Here is a 22,052-nt window from a genome sequence, read left to right as displayed (position 1 = left end):
ATTGCATGTCATAATGCAGCACAGGTTATTCGATTCAAACAGCTTGGTTTTAATGCATACCAAGTTTGTTAGGCTTTAGGAGTGATTATGGCAGAAGGTTTTCGTGTCGCGGTATTGGGTGCGACAGGGCTTGTTGGTCAGCAAATGATCGAGATTTTACAGCAACGTGACTTTCCCGTTGCGCAATTGTATCCGTTAGCCAGCGCGCGTTCGGTAGGTGCGACGGTAAGCTTTAAAGGGGAAGATGTAGAAGTCATTGATGCGGAGACTTTTGACTGGAGCGAAGCTGATATCGGATTTTTTTCTGCCGGCGGTGAGATTTCAAAAGTATTTGCTCCAAAGGCTGCTGAGGCCGGTTGTGTGGTTATAGATAATACCTCCGAGTTTCGTTATCAACCGGATATTCCTCTGGTTGTGCCTGAGGTTAATGGTTGGGCGCTAGCAGACTTTAGAAACCGTAACATTATTGCTAACCCCAATTGCTCAACCATTCAAATGATGGTCGCGTTAAAGCCATTGCATGATGCGGTCGGTATAGAACGGATTAATGTCGCTACGTATCAGTCTGTTTCAGGCGCGGGAAAAGAGGCGATGGAAGAGTTGGCTAAGCAAACGGCTGAGCTATTGAACGCCAAGGAGCCAACCGTTAGCCAGTTTAGCCGTCAAATCGCTTTTAACTGCATTCCGCAAATTGATGTTTTTCAGGATAATGACTACACCAAAGAAGAAATGAAAATGGTGTGGGAAACACAAAAAATACTTAACGACCAGAGCATTCGAGTGAACCCAACGGCGGTTCGCGTGCCTGTTTTCTTTGGGCATGCTGAAGCCATCCATATCGAGACACGGCAACCGATAACCGCTGAGTACGCTAAAGACTTGTTACGTGAAGCGCCGGGTGTCACGTTGTGCGAAGACCGCCAAGATTTTCCGACTCAGGTTGGCGATGCCGCGGGTAAGGATGATGTTTTTGTAGGGCGTATTCGAGAAGATATTAGTCATCCGCAAGGTCTAAATTTGTGGGTTGTTTCAGATAATATCCGTAAGGGCGCTGCAACTAACTCGATCCAAATCGCGGAGTTGTTGATTAAAGAATACTGGTAATAACGAAGTGGCTTAAAATAAAGTTTTTATGTTTATAGCCGTTAAATATTATAGGAAATCGTGGGCAAGAGAACGAACATGAGTGATTCCCAATCAAATCACAATAAAGGGATTAAGCAGTTGATAAAACACTTAACAATGAGTGTCGTTACATCAGTAGCGATGGCTGTATTCTTATGCATTCCACTTTTTGCCCACGCGTTTTACCAGGACGGAACGATTATCAAGGGGCCGAAAGGTGCCGAGGCATCCGATGTGCGTTCTGGCGAAGAGCGTTATGGCCCGATTAAGTCGTCTGATACGCTGTGGTCTATCGCATCACGCTATCGGCCTCACTCGAGTGTAACGGTCTACCAAACGATGGCGGCTATTGTGCAAGCAAATCCACGCGCGTTCGTTGATGGCAACATGAACCGAATGCTTGATGGTTTTTATTTGCGTATACCCAGCTTGCAAGAAATTAAGATGATTAACCCAGAGGCTGCACGGCGACAGGTCTTGGCCGATGAGTCTTTACAGGATAAACAGCAGCAACTCGCTGCAATTGAGCAGCAGGCAAAGCAAACACGCACTGAGCAACAGCAGTTATTAGAGCAAGCCAAAGCGCGCGCCGAAGAAGCCATTCAACAAGTGGAATCACGTCAGCAGTCGAACTTTGCTGAGTTACAGTCGCAAGTCAATGATTCAATGAACGCGGTTAAAAAGGTCTATGCGGAAAATGAGTCAATTCAGAAGCGGCTCGATGATTTAGCCGACCGGATCGCCACTATATCCGAGCAGCTAAAAGAGTCTGATGATCTAGAGGGTCAGTTCAATCAGCTATTAGAGCAACAAAGAGCTCTCATTAATCAACAGCAGCAACAGCAAAGTGCGGATGGACTGTCGTGGTTGCAAAGCCCGCTTAATATCGCTTTGTTATCGATTTTACCTGCACTGCTCATTTTAGGATTAATTTATTGGTTTTTCTTCCGTCGCAATAAGACGGTCGCTGAGTCGAGCCAGACTGGTGCGTCAGAGCAAGAGCTTACTGAAGAGCAAGCGGCTGAGCAACTTGACCGTGAGTTAATGGGTGGCGCCTCAACTCACGCTGATGATGGTCTATTCGACTTTGATGGTAATACGGCACTTGATGATGAAGAAGAAGAGGGTAACGATTTAAGTGACCTAGAAGCCGAATTAGAAAACTCGCCTGTTGATCAAGATGATGATTTTAGTATTCAGCTTGATGGTGATGATGATGAAGAAGACCCGTTGTTCCCTAACAATAACGGTGATAGCGAAGGTAGTGATGCTGATGATATCGATCAACATGTACTTCCTGAAGAAGATGATGAGTCGTTGGTGGCGGAACCGGATACTGACAAGACTGAGCCTGAAGACAGCGATGAATCCTCTGAATTGTCTCAAGATGAATTGGACAAGCTATTTGGCGAAGCCGAAGATGACGAAGTGCCTGCACTGGATCTAGATCTGGATGAGCAAGCAAATGAGGGTGCAAACGAGAGCGAGGATGCAGACGTTACAGGTGAAGACCTGGAAAGTAACGAATCGGCTGAACAGCCAAGTGCGGAGAGTGAAGACTCCAATGACGAATTAGTCAGTGATGATATTTTTGATGAAGAAGCGGCCGCTGAAGCATCGAAAGACGAACCGGAACAAGAGCCAGAGCCAGAAGCAGAACAAGAGCCAGAGCCAGAGCCAGAGCCAGAAGCAGAAGAAACGCTGGATCAAGAGTCAGAAGCGGACGCGCAACAGACACCTTCATCAGATGATTCCGCCGAAGATACCGAGTTTGATGATGGGGAGCATGATAACCCGTTGGATGATGCGCTGGCGCAACTGGGAATAGAGACTGACGAAGTCGACGAAGAAGAGCCGTCCGATGAAGTGTCTGATGAACAGTTGGACGACCTGTTAAATGAAGCTGCTGAAGTGGAAAGTTCGCTGACCGAGCTGACAAAAGACAGTGATACTGAAGCCGATAAGGAAACAGAGCACGTATCAACAGACCAAGCGGGGGACGCTGACACGTCGTCCTCGGTAGATGAGTACGTGGATATAGACGAGTTGATGGAACAGGCCGATAGCGAAGAGGAGACCGACAACTATACGTCGGATAACGTCGGTCGTGTGCTGGGTGACGAAGAAAGTGAGAGTTCGCCGCAGGATGAGTTGGATACTGCGGATGAGGAGCGACTCGGTCAGCTTGATCTTGCTCGTGCGTACCTCGATATGGATGAGAAGGAAGATGCCGAGGACATTTTGGTCACTTTATCTGAAGGCGAGGATGAGGTTGCCGAAGAAGCACGCGTACTATTGCAACGTTTGCAGTCGGAATAATTGAATTCGTAAGGGAGTTGTATGCGAATTGCGCTAGGGCTTGAGTATGATGGTCGAGCTTACTATGGTTGGCAACGCCAGCGTGAAGTGGACTCAGTTCAACAAAGGCTGGAAAACGCCTTAAGTAAGGTCGCCGATCAGGCGGTAGAAACCGTGTGTGCCGGCAGAACCGATGCGGGCGTTCATGCAACCAACCAGGTCGTGCATTTTGATGTCTCTACGCAACGACGCGCAGCCGCCTGGACCTTGGGGGTTAATAGCCATCTACCACCTGATATCGCAGTGCGCTGGGCACAACCGGTTGATGATAGTTTTAGCGCACGGTTTAGTGCGACTGCGCGTCGCTATCGTTACATCATTGCTAACCACGCTCTAAGACCGGGTATTCATAGTCACGGCGTCAGTCACTATCATCACCCACTCGATGTTGATGCGATGCAGGCGGCGACTCCGGCTTTATTAGGGGAACATGATTTTAGTGCTTTTCGCGCGGCGCAATGCCAATCGCACTCTGCCCATCGTGAGATAACCCACCTCAATGTTCATCGCCGTGGCGATTTTATTATTGTCGATATCAAAGCCAACGCTTTCTTGCATCATATGGTGCGTAATATTGTTGGTAGCCTCATTGTTATCGGTCGCCATCAGCAAGATCCCAGTTGGCTCGGCGAGCTGTTAGCAGGAAAAGACCGCACCAAAGCAGCGGCGACCGCCAAGCCAGGCGGTTTGTACTTAGTCGAAGTGGATTACCCGAAAGACTGGCAACTACCTAAAGCTGAACCGGGTCCGCTTTGGTTTACAGAGTGATAAAAAACCGCGACTGTTACGACCTCTTTGCTTGACCCATTTGTGCTACCATGTAATCTAATCAAAATTTTTTATTAAAGCTGAGTAAGCGGACCATTATGAGCTGGATTGAACGTATTCTTGCTAAACCTAAAGTCAACAAACGTCGCAATGTTCCAGAAGGCGTTTGGAGCAAATGTGCTGCGTGTGATGCCATTTTGTATCGTAACGATTTAGACCGTAGTTTAAATGTTTGTCCTAAATGTGGGCACCACATGCGTTTGACAGGCCGCGAACGATTACGCATTTTTTTAGATGAGACTGGCGTCTCAGAAATTGCTGCGGATTTGGAACCTAAAGATATCCTTAAGTTTAAGGACTCGAAGAAGTACAAAGATAGAATTGCCGCAGCTCAAAAAAGCAGTGGCGAAAAAGATGCCTTGATTGCACAGCGTGGAACGGTATTAGGCGTTCCCGTGGTCGCTGTAGCCTTTGATTTTAACTTTATGGGTGGCTCGATGGCATCCGTAGTCGGCGCTAAGTTCGTACAAGCTGCTGAGCTTTGTTTAGAACATAACCTACCACTGGTGTGCTTCTCAGCATCTGGCGGAGCGCGTATGCAAGAGGCTTTGATGTCGTTGATGCAAATGGCGAAAACCTCTGCCGCGTTGGCTAAGATGAGCGAAGCGGGTCTGCCCTATATCTCGATTTTAACCGATCCGACGATGGGTGGTGTGAGTGCGAGTTTGGCGATGTTGGGTGACATCCACATTGCTGAACCTAAGGCATTGATAGGCTTTGCAGGGCCTCGTGTTATCGAACAGACGGTACGCCAAACCTTACCGGAAGGTTTTCAGCGTGCTGAGTTCCTACTCGAACATGGCGCGATCGATATGATTGTTGATCGTCGCGAGATGCGCTCAACTGTGGCACGTCTGTTAGCTAAATTCCAAAATCTAGAAAGCCCGGCACAAAGTGAAATGGAAGCCGCTGACTTGTGATGAACGAGCAAATAATGACGCCGACAGCGACTAGCTCGCTGTCGGATTGGCTGACTTACCTTGAACGAATCCATCCTACAGAAATTGACCTTGGGTTAGAACGCTCGCATCAAGTGCGTGAGCGCGCTGCAATTACTCAGCCCGCTCGTTTCACTATTACCGTCGCGGGTACTAACGGCAAAGGCAGCACCGTGGCGATGTTGTCGTCAATACTTCAACAAGCGGGCTACAAAGTCGGTGTGTATACATCACCGCATTTAGTGGATTACCGAGAGCGCGTACAAATCAACGGTGCCCTGTTATCTGAAGCCGAGCATTCTGCGGCCTTTGCAGCTATCAACGACGCGCGTCAAGACACTTCATTAACCTATTTTGAAATGGGAACGCTCGCTGCATTGTGGTTAATGCAACGCGCTGAACTCGATGTCGCTATTTTGGAAGTCGGTTTAGGTGGTCGGTTGGATGCTGTGAATGTGGTTGATCCTGATGTCGCAATAGTCACCAGTATTGGAATTGATCATGTTCAATTTCTTGGTGATAACCGTGAAAAAATAGGCTTTGAAAAGGCTGGGATTGCGCGTCGAAACCGTCCGCTCATCTGCGGCGACAGCTACCCGCCGAAGAGTATTGCTGCCCAGGCTTCATCAATCGGTGCCGATCTGAAACAAGTGGGACGTGACTTTTCAAGTAAACGGTATGATGACTATTGGCATTATTACGGGCTTAACGTGAACTTGTTTAATTTACCGTCGCCTCAGCTTCCATTAGTGAATGCTGTGACCACATTAGCGGCGCTTGAATGTCTCCCATTGGCGGTCAGCGAAGATGCCATAAAAGCAGGGTTGGTAAAGGCATCATTGATGGGGCGTATGCAGCGACTGCACTACCAGCAGGTGGAGGTATTACTAGATGTCGCGCATAACGGTCATGCGGCACAGTATGTTGCCCAGCAACTAAAGCGCATGCCACATCAAGAAATTATCGCGGTAGTGGGTATGCTAAAAGATAAAGATGCCAACGCCGTGTTTGAAGCATTAAGCCCCCACATTACTGAATGGGCGCTAGGCACCTTACATGAACCGCGCGGTAATACAGCTGAACAACTGGCTGCTTGTGAAGCGCTCAATAGTGCACAGGTCAGTTGTTTTGATGGTGTCGAAGCCGCTTTTGATTTTGCCGTAGAGCGCGCACAACAAAAAAACGCACTGGTGTTCGCGTTTGGCTCGTTTTACACTGTAGGTCACATTTACGCACAAATTAATTCGGGTAACGAATAGGAGTTCAATGTGGCAAGTCGGTTGCAAAACAGAATTGTTGGCTCCCTTATACTGGTTGCACTCGCGGTTATCATCTTACCGGATGTTCTGGATGGTAAAAAAACGGAAGCGGTTGAAGACTTCGAAACGATCCCCCTGAAGCCCGAACAGAGTGCTTCGCTGCAGGCACCGACCGAGTTTGAGCCAGCCCCGGTGGAAGTCGCTGCCGAGCAAAGCGATGAGGTCACCGCCGATGAAGCACCAACGATGGATGCACAAAAGCAAGTGCAAGCACCGAAGCGGGAAATGAAGTCGGTGACCGTGACGGGCGAGGCTTTCGTTATTCAATTGGGTGCCTTTAGCAATCGTGACAGTGTGTTGGCTTTGCAAAAGCAATTGCAAGAGAAGGGTTTTGCGGTATTTATTGAGTCAGGTGGAAGCCAAGGACAGCTAACTAAGTTAATGGTCGGTCCGGATACTTCAAAGCACGCATTAGAACAACAGCTAGCGGCGCTCAAAGAGCTCACGGGGCTGCAGGGCAAAGTATTAAACTATAAACCGTAAAGAAATAAAAAAAGCCGCATTTTTAATTGGATTCTGTTAAAATCTGCTCACTTTTTCAGTGCGACTGAGTGCTTATGCTCTGGATAGATTACGCAATCATTATCATCATCACCATTTCTACCTTGGTGAGTTTGATTCGAGGCTTCGTCAAAGAAGCGGTATCACTCGTAATATGGGTAGCCGCTTTTGTTATCTCGAGTCAGTTCTACAAAGATCTAGCCGTATATTTTACTGAAATCCAAGATCCGCTTGTCCGAAATGCGGCTGCTATCGCTGCGTTGTTTGTTGCCACGTTGATTATCGGCGCCATTCTCAACTATATCCTCTCGAAACTTGTTCAGCACACGGGCCTCTCCGGGACCGACCGTGTACTTGGATTAGTGTTTGGTGCGCTGCGTGGTGTGCTTATCGTGAGCGCTTTGCTGTTCTTTATGGACTCGTTTACCACCCTGTCAAACAGCGAGTGGTGGCGGGAGTCGGTATTGATACCGCATTTCGGTATATTTATTCAGTGGTTTTTTGAATATCTAGAAAGCAGTTCAAGTTTTTTAGTCCCGCAATCAGTTTAAGAGGGTCGTAAAGTTATGTGTGGTATTGTTGGTATCGTCGGCAAACAGCCGGTTAATCAAGCGCTGTATGACGGCTTAACCATGCTCCAACATCGTGGACAGGATGCTGCCGGCATCATGACGGTGGATGAGTACAATACGTTGCGCTTACGCAAAGCCAATGGCTTGGTGCGTGATGTATTTCATACGCGTCATATGCATCGCCTTGCCGGAAACGTCGGTATTGGTCACGTACGCTATCCTACGGCGGGCAGTTCAAGTTCAGCTGAGGCTCAGCCATTTTATGTCAATTCGCCGTTTGGCATTGCGATGGCGCACAACGGGAACCTAACGAACGCAGCCGATGTTCATGCACACCTGTTCAAAACCGCGCGTCGTCATATTAATACCACCTCCGATTCGGAAATATTACTGAACGTTTTCGCTAATGAACTGGACAAAAATGACAGCTTAGAACTTAACGCTGATGATGTGTTTAGAACCATCACAGCGGTGCATCGTAAGGTACGCGGCGCTTATGCTGTGGTGTCAATGATTCTTGGTCATGGTTTGGTTGCATTCCGTGACCCGTGGGGCATCCGTCCGCTTGCGCTCGGTAAGCGTGAGACGGCTGAAGGCGATGAATATATTGTTGCTTCGGAAAGCGTGGCGATCGATGGTACGGGTTTTAAGTACGTGCGCGACGTAGAGCCAGGTGAGGCGATTTATATCACCAACGACGGTCAACTGTTTTCACGTCAATGTGCAGACAAGCCGAAGCACTGTCCTTGTATTTTTGAGTATGTCTACTTTGCACGGCCTGACTCGTTTATTGATGGTATTTCCGTGTATGCATCACGCGTCAACATGGGGCGTAAGTTGGGTGAGAAGCTCAAGCGCGATTATGCCGACTTGGATATCGATGTGGTCATTCCAATCCCCGAGACGAGTTGTGATATCGCACTTGAAATTGCGAGCGTGCTGGATCTTCCGTATCGCCAAGGCTTTGTTAAAAACCGCTATATTGGCCGTACCTTTATCATGCCGGGACAAACGCAGCGCCGTAAGTCAGTGCGCCGTAAGTTGAACGCTATTAGCGCAGAATTCAAAGGCAAGAACGTGTTATTGGTCGATGACTCGATAGTTCGCGGAACGACCTCTGAGCAGATTATCGAAATGGCACGAGAAGCAGGGGCTAAGCGCGTCTATTTTGCTTCGGCTGCACCTGAAATTCGTTTCCCTAACGTTTATGGTATCGATATGCCAAGTGCCAACGAGCTCATTGGTCATGGTCGCGAAAGTAACGAAATATGCGACATGATTGGCGCCGATGGACTCATTTATCAAGATTTAGACGATCTTGTAGGCGCGGTCGGTGAAGAGAATCCGAATGTTCAGCGCTTTGAAACGTCAGTATTTAGTGGTGAGTATATTACTGGGGATATTAATCAGGATTACCTCGACGAACTTGATGCCGCGCGCAATGATATGGCAAAAGCGCAACGCGATGGCGGCGAAGATGCTAATTTAGAACTGCATAACGACAATGATTAATGTCGTTATCAAATGACAAGGGGCGCTTAAAGCGCCCCTTTTTTATACTTTTTTGAACTTAGTCCTGCTGGAAAGGATAAACTGAACCGAGCTTCAAAATTTGCGTTAATTCATCAAGCGCTGAACGCGATTCTTCGAGTAGCGCAGGGTCACGTAGGTCGTTAACGGCAAGCTCTTCGCGATAGTGTTTATCAACCCACTGAGTTAAGCGTTGATACAAGTCGTCGCTCATCAAACAGTTAGGGTTAGCGGCTTTAAGCTCTTCGTCGTTAAGCGCTACGCGTAAACGCAAACACGCGGGACCGCCGCCATTTCGCATACTTTGTTTAACGTCAAAGAACTCAACGCGCTTGATAGGATTATCGCGCTGCACCAATGACTCAAGGTAGGCTTTTACACGAGGGTTCTCTTCACACTCAGTTGGTGCAATGAGAGTCATGATGCCATCTGGTGGAGTAATTAGCTGGGTATTAAACAAATAGGTTGATACCGCGTCCTGTACGCTCACCTCATCGGTTTTAACTTCGATAAAGTGCACTGGGGTATCACCAAACTTTTGTTGAATTTCAGCGAATTTCTGTTCGGTATCACGGAATGCCTGTTCGTGGTAGAACAATACGTTTTGATTACCTACTGCAATAACGTCGTTATGAAACACGCCTTGGTCGATAACATCGGGGTTTTGCTGCAGATAAACGGTGTTGTCGTCAGTAAGACCATGCAAGCGAGCGATGGCTTGAGATGCTTCCAAAGTTTGTCGTGCAGGGAACTTCCGCGGTGCAGGTTGTGTACTATCAAATGCACAACGGCCGTAAGTAAAGATCTCAACACCGGCATGACCGTATTGTTCACATAAACGCGTGTGGTTTGCTGCGCCTTCATCGCCAAAGTGCTCGTTATCAGGCAGGTGAGTGTGGTGCTCGAAATAACGTTCATGCGCAAACATGGCTTTAAGAATATTGCCACTGGTCACAGGCTCGAGTGAGCGGTGAAACTTATTCGTTAAGTTAGCCGGTGTAAAATGCACTTTGCCATTTGCCGTATCGGCGCTGGGTGATACAGTCGCCGCGTTGGCGGTCCACATGCTTGATGCTGAGCACACGGCTTGGAAAATAGCTGGCGCTTCGGTTGCCGCTTTATATAATACTTCGCCATCGGTGCCGGTGAAGCCGAGGCGTCGCAACGCATAAATATCTGGACGTTCTTGTGGCGCCAAAACGCCTTGCTTCATGCCCATGTCGTGCAGCGCTTTCATCTTCATTAACCCTTGTAGGGCGGCGCTTTTAGGGCTAGAGGTAGCTTTTGCGTTGGCTAACGAGGCAACGTTGCCGAATGACAAACCAGCGTAATTGTGAGTCGGACCGACAAGGCCGTCATAATTCACTTCAAAGTGTTGCATAGTCACGTATTCGCGCTCCTTTCGGGGGGCTACTGTTTAGCCTGATATGATCGAATTAGAATTATTATACGTTGTTAATAACGGCTTGTAAGCCTTTATTTTCGTGGGCTTACCGAAAATTCGCCGAGTCTGACTGTTTATCTAAATTGTGCGAATTTTTATCAAATACACAGGTTATGGTTGTTTCTTAAGAAAATAACCGATATATCTTAAAAAAGGCAGAATCATCGGGTTGCCACTTGTATTTTTGTGGTTATGAACCTATATCGTCTGACAGTTAAAGAAAAGAGAAGCTAAACTCTATGGCGAAATCGCTCGTTATTGTCGAGTCCCCGGCAAAAGCCAAAACAATTAATAAATACCTGGGTAACGATTTTATCGTGAAGTCCAGTGTAGGGCACGTGCGCGACCTTCCTACCAAGGCGGTAGAAAAGGTACCCAGTAAATCGGCGGCGGAAGTCCGCAAAATGTCGCCGGAGGACAAGGCGGCTTACCAACAGCAACGTGACTTTAAACGTTTGGTTGCGCGGATGGGAGTCGACCCTGAGCATGACTGGGATGCGCACTACGAGGTATTGCCCGGTAAGGAAAAAGTAGTCAAAGAACTCACCCAACTGGCGAAAAAGTCAGATATAGTTATCCTCGCGACGGATTTGGACCGCGAAGGGGAAGCGATCGCCTGGCACTTGCGCGAACTGATGGGGGGTGACAACGACCGTTATCAACGGGTGGTCTTTAACGAAATCACCAAAAATGCGATCCAAGATGCTTTCTCGCATCCAGCCCAACTCAATCTGGACCGCGTTAACGCACAACAAACGCGTCGATTCTTAGACCGTGTTGTGGGCTTCATGGTATCGCCTCTGTTATGGAAGAAAATTGCCCGCGGGCTATCCGCCGGTCGTGTGCAGTCGGTCGCTGTCCGATTGGTAGTCGAACGCGAACGAGAGATTAAAGCGTTTGTTCCGGAAGAGTACTGGGATGTGCACGCTGATTTAGCCACGCAGGCTAAAGACGATTTGCGTATGCAGGTCGTCAAGCAAGCCGGTGAAAACTTCAGGCCAGCGAACAAAGAACAGACCGATGCGGCATTGGCACAGTTAAAAGATGCCGACTATGAAATTATTTCTCGCGAAGACAAACCAACGTCAAGCAAGCCATCGGCGCCGTTTATCACGTCGACGCTGCAGCAGTCAGCCAGTACCCGTTTAGGTTTTGGTGTGAAGAAAACCATGACCCTAGCACAGCGCTTGTATGAAGCGGGTCACATTACCTACATGCGTACCGACTCAACCAATTTGAGTGCTGATGCAGTCAGCGCGTGTCGTGATTACATTGAGCAGAGCTTCGGAGCTAATTATCTGCCGAAACAACCTAATCGTTACGGTTCCAAAGAGGGCGCACAAGAAGCCCACGAAGCGATCCGTCCTTCGGACGTTAAAGTTAAGGCTGATAAACTGGGCAGCATGGATCGTGATGCGCAACGGCTGTATGAATTGATTTGGCGTCAGTTCGTTGCTTGCCAAATGGTGCCAGCAAAATACGATAGCACAACGCTAACTGCACAGGCGGGAGACTTCGAACTCAAAGCGCGCGGTCGCGTGATGCGTTTTGCGGGTTGGACCAAAGTACTGCCACCGTCATCGTCGAAGAAAGACGGTGACATGAGTCTGCCTGATATTGGCAAGGGCGAAATATTAGCGTTGCAACAGTTGGAGCCGCAACAGCATTTCACCAAGCCGCCGGCGCGATATAGCGAGGCGTCCTTGGTCAAAGAATTAGAAAAGCGCGGTATCGGCCGTCCTTCGACATACGCGTCGATCATCTCAACGATTCAGGATCGCGGCTACGTTAAAGTGGAGAATCGCCGCTTTTTCGCCGAAAAAATGGGTGAAATCGTTAATGATCGACTCATTGAGAACTTTACCGAGTTAATGAATTATAACTTTACCGCGGAGATGGAGCAGGCGCTCGATGATATCGCCGCTGGCAAGCGTAATTGGAAAGAAACGCTCGATAAGTTTTACGAGGACTTTAAAGCCAATCTAGAACAAGCCGAGCGCGACCCAAATGAAGGCGGAATGCGCGGCAACCAAATGGTTATGACCGACATCGAGTGTCCCAAGTGTGGACGCGAGATGGGTATTCGTACGGCATCAACGGGCGTATTCCTAGGTTGTTCAGGCTATAATTTGCCACCTAAAGAGCGATGTACCCAAACGCTTAACTTAACGCCAGGCGAAGAAGCGGTTAAGGTGACCGATGAGGATGAACGCGAGACAGAGGCGTTACGTGCTAAGAAACGTTGTCCTAAATGCGGCACCGCAATGGATAGCTACCTCATTGATGAGAAGCGTAAACTCCATGTGTGCGGTAATAACCCGACCTGTGACGGTTATGTCATTGAAAAGGGTGAGTTTCGTATAAAAGGTTATGACGGACCGACCATTGAGTGTGATAAATGCGGTTCGGAGATGCAGCTCAAGACGGGGCGTTTTGGTAAGTATTTTGATTGCACAAATGACGAGTGCAAGAATACGCGTAAGTTGTTGCGCAACGGAGAACCCGCGCCACCCAAAGAGGATCCTGTACCGTTGCCGGAGCTTCCGTGTGAGGATTCGGACGCGTACTTTGTGTTACGTGATGGCGCTTCAGGTATTTTCTTATCAGCGAACACCTTTCCTAAGTCGCGTGAGACACGAGCGGTTAAGGTAAAAGAGCTTGCGCGGTTTAAAGACCGTTTGCCTGACAAGTTTAAGTATCTTGCTGAAGCGCCACAGGAAGATGACGATGGTAACGAGGCTATCGTCCGCTTCTCGCGAAAAAACAAAGAGCAATATGTAGTGACCGAGGTCAATAAAAAGCAGACCGGTTGGAAGGCTCATTACAAGGGCGGTAAATGGGTTATTGATAAGAAATAATCCATGACTTACTCAATAAAGGGGCGATGGTATATCGCCCCTTTTTTATGCGCTTTATAAAGTTTGAGTTAATGATTTAACTTAGCTGAGTAAAGGTCATGACCCTGCAAAAATTATGTTTATATCAAGCCTTGGTTGTCACGTTAACGGTGGGTATCATTCCCCTTAGTTCGGCGCAAGATTGCTTATCACTCGATCTAGGACCGGCTCAAGTAGAGCCCTCTTTACATTGGCAATCGCAAAACCGCGGTGTCTCAGCGATGGTGCGCGCAGGATTACTCGAACCACAAGTCATTCGCTTACTCAAACAACACTTGGCGATTAAAGTGGTCGATTGGCAGGCGTCCCATCACCATCAATGGCCGACAGACTATTTGCTCGAAGCCGATTCTTGGCAGGCTTTTTTTACCCGCTTACTTAAGCCTTTTGGTCTACAACTGGTCTTGTATGCTAATCAAGGCGCTGTGGTCCGTTATCAGGAATCACCACTGTGATTTGTGCTCGAGTGATATTGGCATGGGGTGTTTGTTTGATCTGCGTAGCCTGTAGCTATGACCCTGCTGCGCTTATCGCCAAGGCGGATGCACTCAGTGAGCAACAGCATCAGCACTTAGCCTCTCAATATGATTACCAACTCACGCCTCAAACTCCGCATACGGTGATCGAGAGTGAGCAGTTTTATGTGCCAGAGCTTGCTAAAAGCACGGTTGATAAGCCTATTTGGTATAGCCAACCCTTGCAGACACAGCTATTAAAAGTACCGCTACTGCAAGCGCTTCAGACCGTATTTACGCCGTTAAATGTCACTGTTTTAGTTGACCCAGAAGTCGATGCGCAACGACTTATTTCAAGTGAATTTTCCGGCACTGTGGGTGAGTGGCTTGCTTGGCTTAGCAATGGGCAGCAATTATTTGTTGAATATGAGCCCTATGCGGTTCATTTGAAACGTTACCAAGTGAAGCGTTATGACTTAGCTTTTCTTGCTGGCACGACCCAGTTTTCCTTGAATGAACAGGCCGCCCAACAAGCACAGGGCGATCAGGCTGGACAATTGGGGTTCAGCTCAAGTCAGTCATTGGCGTGGAAGGAATTAGAGCAAGCGATAACACTCATGCTGTCGGATCAGGGGCATGTGGCGCTTAACGCCAATGCGAGCGCGTTACTTGTGAAAGATACGCCCAGCGTGATTAAGCAGGTCGATCGCTATATTAACCAGTTGAACAAGAGTCTGACTCGTCAGGTAGCACTCGATGTACAAGTGATCGAGGTTCGATTTGATGACTCGGAGCAGTTTACCGTGGATTGGTCGAGTGTACGACGTACAAGTCAAGGCACGCCTTGGTTAACGTCGCAAAGTGGTTCTGATAATTGGTTACAGCAAGCCGCAGGACGTTTTATTCTAAGCCCGTTGAGTGGACCGCGAAATTCCATCGACATTTTAGTGCAAGCATTACAAGAGCAAGGACAGGTCAAAGTCAGTCATCATCCGCGTATTTTGACATTAAATCATCAAGTGGCGCAGTTATTGGTCGAGGAAGAGCAAGCTTACTTGGCTGAATCAGAAGTCAGCACAACACCTTATGTGGGACAGCAACAGCGCCTCAAGCCCGGCAAATTGACAACAGGTTTTAGAATGTTTGTATTGCCCAACATTTTAAAACGCGATGTACTTTTGCATCTATCTTCGCAAATGAGCGCGTTGCAGGGGATGAACGTCGTTCAGTCAGGCGATAATATGATTCAAACACCGCACACATCTCGCAAACATTTTTTTCTGAAGGCGCTTGTGGGTCACGAAGAAACACTTCTTTTGACTGGTTTTCGTAATCAAACTGTCCAAGCGGGACGGACGCGTTCAGGGGTGAGCTGGTTACTGGGGGGCGGACAGCAAAAATCGCGGGAAAACAGCGAGACGCTTTTACTCATCACGCCGCGAATTGTCGGGGTGAACAATGAGTGAGTGGGTTACTCATAGCTTTCGATTAAGACTGGGTGTCAAGAAGCCATCACGGAAGCAGCTTCTCGGCATCATTGCGCAATGGAATTATCCCTTTTGCGGGATAGCATTTTTCATGCAGCAGTGGTGGTTAAGTATGAGTCAACAGCCGGGCGCCGATCCCTTATTCTGCCTTCGTGCTGACTGGCAACAAACCGCATCCTGTGGATGGATTATTGCCGATACTCAGCCTGCTCGTCTGGTTGTTTGGCAAAGCGGTCGCTTGGTTGCGATTGAACAAGGAGACGTCGCTGGTTTGATGAGACGTGTCGTTGAATGGAGAGAACAGCACAAGGATTTAACGTCCCCCTCGGTTTGGTGCTGGTACTCTCAACAGCCTGCGCCCGAGGCTTGGATCGGCGATAAGCGTAGTGATATGTATCGGTCGGATACGTTTTTACAATTGCTCCCCGGCGAGCAACTGACACGACGTTCAGAAACTGCGATCAAGATAGGGGTTGGAAGTCTGGGCTTATTGCTCATCCTGCTTGGTGGCATGTACTACGTGCTGAATCACCCCACCACTGAGGCAATCGAGACGGAAGAAAGGGCATCTTTTCAGTTAGATAGTGCCAGTGCGATCGCAGAAATAGCGTCCCTCATGAGTCATCCTTTTGCTGCAAAGCAGCACTTGGTTCAGATTGATTTGAGTGGTACTACACTGCGTTTATCGTGGCAATTACCCGACCAATTAACCGGCTCTCAGCAAAGTAAAACGCAGGTTGAAACGCGTATACTCCCTAGCAAGAAGCGTGAAGCAACTGCTCCCACTGGAGGCGCCGCTGACGCACTGTGGGCGGCATATCAAACTACTTTTTATGATGCGCAAGTGACTCAGTTGAGTGCGACACAATGGCGCCTAGCCTATTCCATGATGTCGTATCGACACTTGCAACGATTAGCCGATTGGCTTGTCAGCCATCCGCAATTCGTTCTTTCTTCATTATCAATGAGGTACCAACATGGCTATTGGTCTGTGCAATGGACGCTGGACTCCCAAATGGCTGAGCTTATTTAGTTTTTGCCTACCGTTATCAATGCCGCTGACTGCTCAGCAAGTCGTGAGTAAAACGACCGATCCCTTGGCATTGAGCGAACAATTAAAAACCGAATTAAAAGCCTACCAGGCATGGCAAGTGGCGATGGAACAGAAGAAGCGAGACTTAGCCTTTGCTGAATTACAACTGAACTGGTTGAAGAAGCAAGTCGAGATTGCGCAGCAGCAAAAACTGCTACGACCGACCTCCGTTGCAACGCCTCGTCCGCCTAAAAACTGTATTCGTATTGCTCAGTCTGAGTGGCGCTTGCGCGATGCCGATGGTGAGTGGTTCTGGGCAAAACAAGGGAGTTGCTTTTAATGTTAGACGCGATGCCGCACTTAGATGCAAAGGCACTTTACGGCTGTACGATTCATCCTGTTATCTTTCAATACTGTGAAATGCTTTTAAACCAGTGGCACGACGAGGGCTGCGACGATAAAGCCATGCTAGCAACAGAGTCGGGGTTGTTAGTCTGCTCGGCACGAGTGTTTGAGGAAGCAAGATTGGAACGAGAGAATCTGGAAAAGCTATTACGGGATTACACGCAGCAACCGGTGCAATTAGCCCTTGCCGATGCTCGCGTGATACGAGCAGCGTTACTGACTTATCGCACGGGGCGGCCGCCGCAAGAACAGCCAACAGAGACAACGGACCAAACACATGCCCAGCAACTGCTGTCCGACCTCGTCGCCGAGGGGTTGGCAAAAGGAGCTTCAGATATCCACTTGCGATTCAGTAAACACTTCTGTCGAACCTGTTATCGAGTCAAAGGAGTTTTAGTGGACCATCATCAGCGTAATCGTGAGGCAATGACCGAGGCCATTGCCGCGGCGTTGAATACGCGCAGTGATGACTACAATCAAGTGTTCAATGAACAAAGCACTGATAGTGCGAGCCTGTTAGTGCCGCTCAGACAAGACGGCAACCATCTATCTGAGATAAAAGTACGTTTGCAAAAGTCGCCTTTAAGCGACGGCTTTGCGGTCACCTTACGATTACTGGCAACTACAATGGCGCCCAGTCTCACGCTTGAGTCTCTCGGGTTTGAGCCTGATATCATCAAAGGTGTCGACTGTATGTTGGCACAACGCAGTGGCCTGCTACTCGTCGTCGGTCCAACGGGGCATGGTAAAACGACGACCTTGGCGGCTATTCATCAACGCTTTAGTGAGTCGGCGAAAATAATTTCGTTTGAAGATCCGGTTGAACTGAAACAACCTCATGTTGAGCAACGCTGGATCGACTCAACGCGCCATCAGGAAGGTTTTGCGACAGCCATCAAGACGGCATTACGAGAGGATCCAGACGTGATTTCTGTGAGTGAAATTCGCGATGGGTCAACCGCCGCTGCGGCTATAACGGCTGCGTTAACGGGTCACTTGGTGACCGCGACATTGCACGCAACTGACACTTTGGCTGCGTTGGAACGTCTGCGCGATTTGGGGGTAGCAATGGAGCAATTGTTAACGCCGGGCGTGTTGCGAGGGCTCATCGCACAGCGTCTACTGTATCGCGATGGCACCGCAACACTCGTCGCTGAATATTTAGTGCTTGATCAAGTCGCGCGTCAATTTGCTCTCAGTCACGATTATGCGGGCTGGCGAGAGCACCTTACGCGTTGCGGCTGGCGCGGCTTAGCCGAACGAGGCGCAGCTCAGATACTGGGTGAGACGCCTCGCGAATACCATTACTCGGTAGAAGGGCCGCTCGCGAAATGAATAAAATTGGACGACAGCGGCAGTGGCAGTGGGTTGAGGACTACTGCATCTGGTTAGAGGATGGCAGTGGACCGCAAGAAGCGGCTGAGGCGATGCGCACACAAGCGGCCTACTTTAAACTACGTGCGGAGCAGAAATTAGCGGAACGATTGCAGGCGGGCTTACGGCGGGGTCAAACCATTGGGCACGCGTTAAAGGGGGAGCTCAAGCCAGATTTATTAGAGCTCTTTATTATCGGCCAGCAATACAACTGTTTGACACCACTATTGAATGACTATCGTGACATTGTCGTCGAACTACAGCGGTTACGTTGGGCGTTTTATCGACAATTAGCCTATCCTATTTCGGTCTTATTTACTGTTCTTTTGGCTTATGCCTATGCCGCAACACATTATTTACCGCGATTGCTCAGTTATAGTCAATCGCGCTCTTCAGAAGCAGTCGTGGAATGGGTCATCAATATTGGCAACATCATTGCCAGCGGTTGGTGGTGGCTACTTGGCTTATTGACATGCTTAGTCATGGCATGGCGCTGGTTGGCACGTAACTGGGTAGGGCGTCAGCGTCTGCAGGCTGAACGCTATGGTCTATTTGCCCAATTCCGAGCCATCAATGCGTTATGGCTGACACGACTGGTCGCTGTTCTCATGCATCATCACGTTGCACTCGATACTATTTTTGCTGTGTTAATTCGCGTTGCATCGCCTTACGCAGGTTGGCACTTAAAGCGAATGCAACAACGGTTAGCACAAGGTCGTGTGAGCCTAGCTACAGTGCTTGATACGGGATTACTGTTACCGAGACAGCTGTTCCGGATTAGCCATCGGCAGCAATTTAATGGGCAACGTGAGGCGCTCGTTAGTGTCGCTCAGCGAAGCTATGTTGATATACAACGCAGTATTGCGTATCAGCAACGGGTATGGATTGTGTTGTGCTATTTGCTCATCACGGCATTGATACTGATGCTTTTAAGTGCTGTAGGTAGCACCATGATGGCGGTGATGACATCGATTTAGTGTTTTTCAAGGAGTGATTAGGATGCGTTCAAAGGAACAAGGATTTACGTTTATCGAAGTTTTGGCGGTGCTGAGCATTATTGCCATAGCCTCATTGGGGACTTTGGTATTGCGTGATTGGGCGGTTGGAAATGCGCGCGTATCGGAAGCGAAGAATCTGATAACGACACTTCAAGCGGGGGCACAAATGTGGAAACCGGCCAGTGGCGAATTTACCGGTATCAGCATGACCGAGTTGAGCAGCATTGGAGCGGTTCCTGCCGATTGGGGGGATGGTATCGGTAAAAACCCATGGGGTGGTGATATTATGATAGGTCCTGATACCGTCGACGCAACAAAGTATATTATTAGGCTTACGAATGTTGGAAGTGCAGAGGAAGGACAAAGATTGGTGCGCGATTATACTAGCGTCTCAGCTTTAACTTCCTATGCAGATGGCGATTTTACCGTGACTTTCCAAGGCTAATGAATCAACGAGGATTTAGCCTTTGGGAGGTCGTGCTGGCGGCGGCGATACTTGCTAGTTTTTGGCAAGTATCGTTAGTCGGCTGGCGCTGGCAAGACACGGCGCAGAAGCGCCTGCAGTGGCAACAGCAACTGGTCATGCTGATCCAAGCGCAACGTGACCACTACCAACGTTATGGTGTTTTTGCACTTACCGAGGCGCAATTAGCCCGACAGGGACGTTACGTGGTGCCTGCTTGGCCGTTTTCTACTGAATGGCGATTCCTACCAGATGCCTTTTACAGCGAACAATTACTCATGAGAACACAATTAAAGAACGTTGACCCATCACTCTTACTGGGTCATTCCTTGCCATTTGAACAGCAAGGTAACGAGGTCGTTATCCGTGTTATCGCAACACGCTAATAAACTGTGTCATCAGCGCGGGCAGAGCCTTGTCGAGGCGGTTGTAGTGTTGCCAATCATGCTGCTGTTTGCGCTACTGCTGGCGCAAGTACTTTATCTTTGGTGGGCACAGCAAACACTGTTTGTTGCAAGCCAGTATGCTGCGCGGGTCGGGGCTATCAACCATGGCGAAAAGCGGCCGATGCGCGTGATCTTGGCGGCCACCATGGCGAGTTTGACGCCTAAAGATAAAGACATAGAAAGTTGGCAAAATATATTGAAGTCAGTTGCTGCGCAGCAATTACACGGTTTGCAGTTTTCAGAGATCGACATCGTCCAACCCACAGAGGCGATGGTTAATCAATTTAAAGAGCGCCGCTATAGTAATGAATCGCAGAACTGGATTGAGGAAATTCCTGTTGATCACTACTGGGCGAGAAGACAGTCGGCCGAGAACGAAGAAGCGTACGTTAGTGCCACGACATTAAAAATTGAGGTCACTTGGTGCATTGAATTGAAGATACCGATTGCCGATAAAGTGTTAGCCGCGTTGGCTCCAAAGGTTTCACGATGTCAGCTAGCACAACAAATCACAGGAAGTCCGTTTTGGCCGTTAACAGCAACCGCCGAGCATCGGATGCTCAGCGGTTATCGTTAATTCGTCTAATTAGGCCTCAGTGTGGTCGTGGTATTCAACGCACGCTTGCAAGGTATTTTCAATCAGTGAAGCGACGGTCATAGGACCCACCCCACCCGGTACCGGTGTGATCCAACCGGCTCTTTGTACAGCCGTGTCAAACTCGACATCACCTGTTAAGCGACCATCATTCAGTCGGTTCATGCCTACATCAATAACGATTGCGCCTTCTTTGATCCATTCACCTGGAATAAATTCGGGCTTACCCACGGCGACGACAACAATGTCGGCACGTCTTACATGTTTTTCTAGGTCATTGGTGAAGCGATGACATACGGTGGTTGTTGCGCCTGCTAACAAAAGTTCAAGGCTCATTGGTCGACCAACGATATTGGATGCGCCGACAACCACTGCATTGAGTCCGTGTAAATCAATTTGTGTACTGTCTAGCAAAGTGATGATGCCTTTTGGAGTACACGGACGCAAAGCGGGTATTCGTTGTGCTAATCGACCGACATTGTATGGATGAAAGCCATCCACATCTTTGTGCGGGTGAATGCGTTCGAGAATGGGCGTTGCGTCAAGGCCAGCAGGCAAGGGTAGTTGTAACAAAATACCGTCGACATCGGGGTTGTCATTGAGTTCATCAATTAGTTGCTCGAGTGCAGTCTGTGATGTATCACTGGGCATGTCATAATCAAACGAACGAATACCGACTTGTTCACAGGCGCGTCTTTTATTACCCACATAAACTTCTGATGCGGGGTCTTGTCCGACTAAAACGACAGCTAAACCGGGCGCACGCTTGCCCGCGTTCAGTCGTTCGTCAATTTGTGTTTTTACCGATGCTCTGATGTTTGCAGCGATTGCTTTACCATCAATTAGCTGTGCAGGCATATAGGGACCCTTGCTTGTCAATGAAATTGGAATTGAAAAAGCTTTGAATGGCTGCATAGTTTACCGCTATTTTAGGTTCATTGTCACTGATTGTCGGAATAATGGTCAGCTTGGCGCAAAAGTAGCCAAACAACCGCCGTTTGCCAAAAAAAGTTTGACGGACGGGAAACTTATGGGTAATATTCGCCCCCGTTGTCAGGCAGCATTGCTTGTCACCACCAGATGTCAAAAACGGCGAGTAGCGCAGTTTGGTAGCGCACTTGGTTTGGGTCCAAGGGGTCGCTGGTTCGAATCCAGTCTCGCCGACCATTTTGACATTAGGGTAGCAGGAATGTTCGATTGCGCCCGTAGCTCAGCTGGATAGAGCAACGGCCTTCTAAGCCGTCGGTCGCAGGTTCGAATCCTGCCGGGTGCGCCAGAACGCGC

General features: G+C 48.7%; 20 protein-coding genes and 2 tRNA genes. 20 read left to right on the top strand and 2 right to left on the bottom strand.

The genetic code is table 11. The annotated features are described in order from the left end of the window. Positions 1–87 precede the first annotated feature (87 nt). The 8 genes from OS145_RS04990 (at position 88) to purF (ending at position 9,153) form a co-directional block, all read left to right on the top strand. Positions 88–1,104 carry an aspartate-semialdehyde dehydrogenase gene (locus OS145_RS04990; RefSeq protein WP_006955131.1) on the top strand — a complete coding sequence of 339 codons (1,017 nt, stop codon included), beginning with the start codon at positions 88–90 and terminating at the stop codon, positions 1,102–1,104. 78 nt (positions 1,105–1,182) lie between these two features. Further along, positions 1,183–3,444: a FimV/HubP family polar landmark protein gene (locus tag OS145_RS04985; protein WP_006955130.1), complete on the top strand. Its 2,262-nt coding sequence runs from the start codon at positions 1,183–1,185 to the stop codon at positions 3,442–3,444. A gap of 21 nt (positions 3,445–3,465) precedes the next feature. Continuing rightward, complete coding sequence (truA, locus tag OS145_RS04980) at positions 3,466–4,251, top strand: tRNA pseudouridine(38-40) synthase TruA (protein ID WP_006955129.1); 786 nt, start codon at positions 3,466–3,468, stop codon at positions 4,249–4,251. Between the two features lie 98 nt (positions 4,252–4,349). Then, complete coding sequence (gene accD, locus OS145_RS04975) at positions 4,350–5,231, top strand: acetyl-CoA carboxylase, carboxyltransferase subunit beta (protein ID WP_006955128.1); 882 nt, start codon at positions 4,350–4,352, stop codon at positions 5,229–5,231. 14 nt (positions 5,232–5,245) lie between these two features. Continuing rightward, a complete protein-coding gene (gene folC / locus OS145_RS04970; RefSeq protein ID WP_040487784.1) occupies positions 5,246–6,508 on the top strand; it encodes a bifunctional tetrahydrofolate synthase/dihydrofolate synthase in 1,263 nt (420 codons plus the stop codon). 9 nt (positions 6,509–6,517) lie between these two features. Then, a complete protein-coding gene (locus OS145_RS04965) occupies positions 6,518–7,051 on the top strand; it encodes an SPOR domain-containing protein (protein ID WP_006955126.1) in 534 nt (177 codons plus the stop codon). Positions 7,052–7,125: 74 nt separating this feature from the next. Beyond that, on the top strand, positions 7,126–7,620 hold the full coding sequence (locus OS145_RS04960; RefSeq protein ID WP_006955125.1) for a CvpA family protein: 495 nt from the start codon (positions 7,126–7,128) through the stop codon (positions 7,618–7,620). Between the two features lie 15 nt (positions 7,621–7,635). Continuing rightward, entirely contained in the window at positions 7,636–9,153 is a 1,518-nt protein-coding gene (purF, locus tag OS145_RS04955; RefSeq protein ID WP_006955124.1) for an amidophosphoribosyltransferase, read from the top strand. A 58-nt stretch (positions 9,154–9,211) separates the two neighbouring features. On the opposite strand, the gene astB is transcribed toward purF, so the two are convergent. Further along, on the bottom strand, positions 9,212–10,552 hold the full coding sequence (gene astB / locus OS145_RS04950) for an N-succinylarginine dihydrolase (protein ID WP_040487719.1): 1,341 nt from the start codon (positions 10,550–10,552) through the stop codon (positions 9,212–9,214). Positions 10,553–10,854: 302 nt separating this feature from the next. Between astB and topA the strand changes: the two genes are divergently transcribed. The 10 genes from topA to OS145_RS04900 all read left to right on the top strand — a co-directional run bounded on the left by topA (position 10,855) and on the right by OS145_RS04900 (position 20,750). Then, positions 10,855–13,473, top strand: a complete 2,619-nt coding sequence (gene topA, locus OS145_RS04945) for a type I DNA topoisomerase (RefSeq protein ID WP_006955122.1) — start codon at positions 10,855–10,857, stop codon at positions 13,471–13,473. A gap of 98 nt (positions 13,474–13,571) precedes the next feature. Further along, a complete protein-coding gene (locus OS145_RS04940; protein WP_006955121.1) occupies positions 13,572–13,967 on the top strand; it encodes a hypothetical protein in 396 nt (131 codons plus the stop codon). Further along, on the top strand, positions 13,964–15,433 hold the full coding sequence (locus OS145_RS04935; RefSeq protein WP_006955120.1) for a secretin GspD/PilQ domain-containing protein: 1,470 nt from the start codon (positions 13,964–13,966) through the stop codon (positions 15,431–15,433). Before OS145_RS04940 ends, OS145_RS04935 begins: the two co-directional genes overlap by 4 nt. Then, a complete protein-coding gene (locus tag OS145_RS04930) occupies positions 15,426–16,487 on the top strand; it encodes a hypothetical protein (RefSeq protein ID WP_006955119.1) in 1,062 nt (353 codons plus the stop codon). Before OS145_RS04935 ends, OS145_RS04930 begins: the two co-directional genes overlap by 8 nt. After that, positions 16,432–16,827 (top strand): hypothetical protein, encoded by a 396-nt coding sequence (locus OS145_RS04925; RefSeq protein ID WP_131382144.1) that lies wholly within the window; start codon positions 16,432–16,434, stop codon positions 16,825–16,827. The genes OS145_RS04930 and OS145_RS04925 overlap by 56 nt, the downstream gene beginning before the upstream one ends. Then, positions 16,827–18,227 carry an ATPase, T2SS/T4P/T4SS family gene (locus tag OS145_RS04920; RefSeq protein ID WP_006955117.1) on the top strand — a complete coding sequence of 467 codons (1,401 nt, stop codon included), beginning with the start codon at positions 16,827–16,829 and terminating at the stop codon, positions 18,225–18,227. The genes OS145_RS04925 and OS145_RS04920 overlap by 1 nt, the downstream gene beginning before the upstream one ends. Next, entirely contained in the window at positions 18,224–19,243 is a 1,020-nt protein-coding gene (locus OS145_RS04915; protein WP_006955116.1) for a hypothetical protein, read from the top strand. Before OS145_RS04920 ends, OS145_RS04915 begins: the two co-directional genes overlap by 4 nt. 22 nt (positions 19,244–19,265) lie before the next feature. Next, complete coding sequence (locus OS145_RS04910; RefSeq protein ID WP_006955115.1) at positions 19,266–19,709, top strand: prepilin-type N-terminal cleavage/methylation domain-containing protein; 444 nt, start codon at positions 19,266–19,268, stop codon at positions 19,707–19,709. Next, entirely contained in the window at positions 19,709–20,113 is a 405-nt protein-coding gene (locus tag OS145_RS04905) for a hypothetical protein (protein WP_006955114.1), read from the top strand. Before OS145_RS04910 ends, OS145_RS04905 begins: the two co-directional genes overlap by 1 nt. Then, the gene (locus OS145_RS04900; RefSeq protein ID WP_006955113.1) at positions 20,094–20,750 is read left to right on the top strand and encodes a TadE family protein; all 657 of its coding nucleotides are present in this window, start codon (positions 20,094–20,096) and stop codon (positions 20,748–20,750) included. Before OS145_RS04905 ends, OS145_RS04900 begins: the two co-directional genes overlap by 20 nt. A 9-nt stretch (positions 20,751–20,759) precedes the next feature. Here OS145_RS04900 and folD read toward each other — a convergent pair whose 3' ends face one another. After that, a complete protein-coding gene (gene folD, locus OS145_RS04895) occupies positions 20,760–21,626 on the bottom strand; it encodes a bifunctional methylenetetrahydrofolate dehydrogenase/methenyltetrahydrofolate cyclohydrolase FolD (protein WP_006955112.1) in 867 nt (288 codons plus the stop codon). Between the two features lie 232 nt (positions 21,627–21,858). On the opposite strand from folD, the gene OS145_RS04890 reads away from it, so the two are divergent. Together OS145_RS04890 and OS145_RS04885 are read left to right on the top strand one after the other, a co-directional pair. After that, positions 21,859–21,935, top strand: a tRNA-Pro gene (locus OS145_RS04890). Positions 21,936–21,967: 32 nt separating this feature from the next. Beyond that, a tRNA-Arg gene (locus OS145_RS04885) sits at positions 21,968–22,044 on the top strand. The last annotated feature ends 8 nt before the right edge of the window (positions 22,045–22,052 follow it).

The sequence above is a fragment of the Idiomarina baltica OS145 genome, assembly GCF_000152885.1.
Taxonomy (GTDB): Bacteria; Pseudomonadota; Gammaproteobacteria; order Enterobacterales; family Alteromonadaceae; genus Idiomarina; species Idiomarina baltica.
The sequence above is the reverse complement of the archived record's forward strand: the minus strand, read 5'-3'. Positions and strand labels throughout refer to the sequence as shown.

Coding starts and splice junctions, on each gene's coding strand:
- purF (WP_006955124.1), top strand. CDS start 7,636: ATGTGTGGTATTGTTGGTATCGTCGGCAAACAGCCGGTTAATCAAGCG.
- OS145_RS04910 (WP_006955115.1), top strand. CDS start 19,266: ATGCGTTCAAAGGAACAAGGATTTACGTTTATCGAAGTTTTGGCGGTG.
- accD (WP_006955128.1), top strand. CDS start 4,350: ATGAGCTGGATTGAACGTATTCTTGCTAAACCTAAAGTCAACAAACGT.
- folD (WP_006955112.1), bottom strand. CDS start 21,626: ATGCCTGCACAGCTAATTGATGGTAAAGCAATCGCTGCAAACATCAGA.
- OS145_RS04940 (WP_006955121.1), top strand. CDS start 13,572: ATGACCCTGCAAAAATTATGTTTATATCAAGCCTTGGTTGTCACGTTA.
- truA (WP_006955129.1), top strand. CDS start 3,466: ATGCGAATTGCGCTAGGGCTTGAGTATGATGGTCGAGCTTACTATGGT.
- OS145_RS04925 (WP_131382144.1), top strand. CDS start 16,432: ATGGCTATTGGTCTGTGCAATGGACGCTGGACTCCCAAATGGCTGAGC.
- OS145_RS04905 (WP_006955114.1), top strand. CDS start 19,709: ATGAATCAACGAGGATTTAGCCTTTGGGAGGTCGTGCTGGCGGCGGCG.
- OS145_RS04915 (WP_006955116.1), top strand. CDS start 18,224: ATGAATAAAATTGGACGACAGCGGCAGTGGCAGTGGGTTGAGGACTAC.
- topA (WP_006955122.1), top strand. CDS start 10,855: ATGGCGAAATCGCTCGTTATTGTCGAGTCCCCGGCAAAAGCCAAAACA.
- OS145_RS04985 (WP_006955130.1), top strand. CDS start 1,183: ATGAGTGATTCCCAATCAAATCACAATAAAGGGATTAAGCAGTTGATA.
- OS145_RS04990 (WP_006955131.1), top strand. CDS start 88: ATGGCAGAAGGTTTTCGTGTCGCGGTATTGGGTGCGACAGGGCTTGTT.
- folC (WP_040487784.1), top strand. CDS start 5,246: ATGACGCCGACAGCGACTAGCTCGCTGTCGGATTGGCTGACTTACCTT.
- OS145_RS04930 (WP_006955119.1), top strand. CDS start 15,426: ATGAGTGAGTGGGTTACTCATAGCTTTCGATTAAGACTGGGTGTCAAG.
- OS145_RS04960 (WP_006955125.1), top strand. CDS start 7,126: ATGCTCTGGATAGATTACGCAATCATTATCATCATCACCATTTCTACC.
- astB (WP_040487719.1), bottom strand. CDS start 10,552: ATGCAACACTTTGAAGTGAATTATGACGGCCTTGTCGGTCCGACTCAC.
- OS145_RS04920 (WP_006955117.1), top strand. CDS start 16,827: ATGTTAGACGCGATGCCGCACTTAGATGCAAAGGCACTTTACGGCTGT.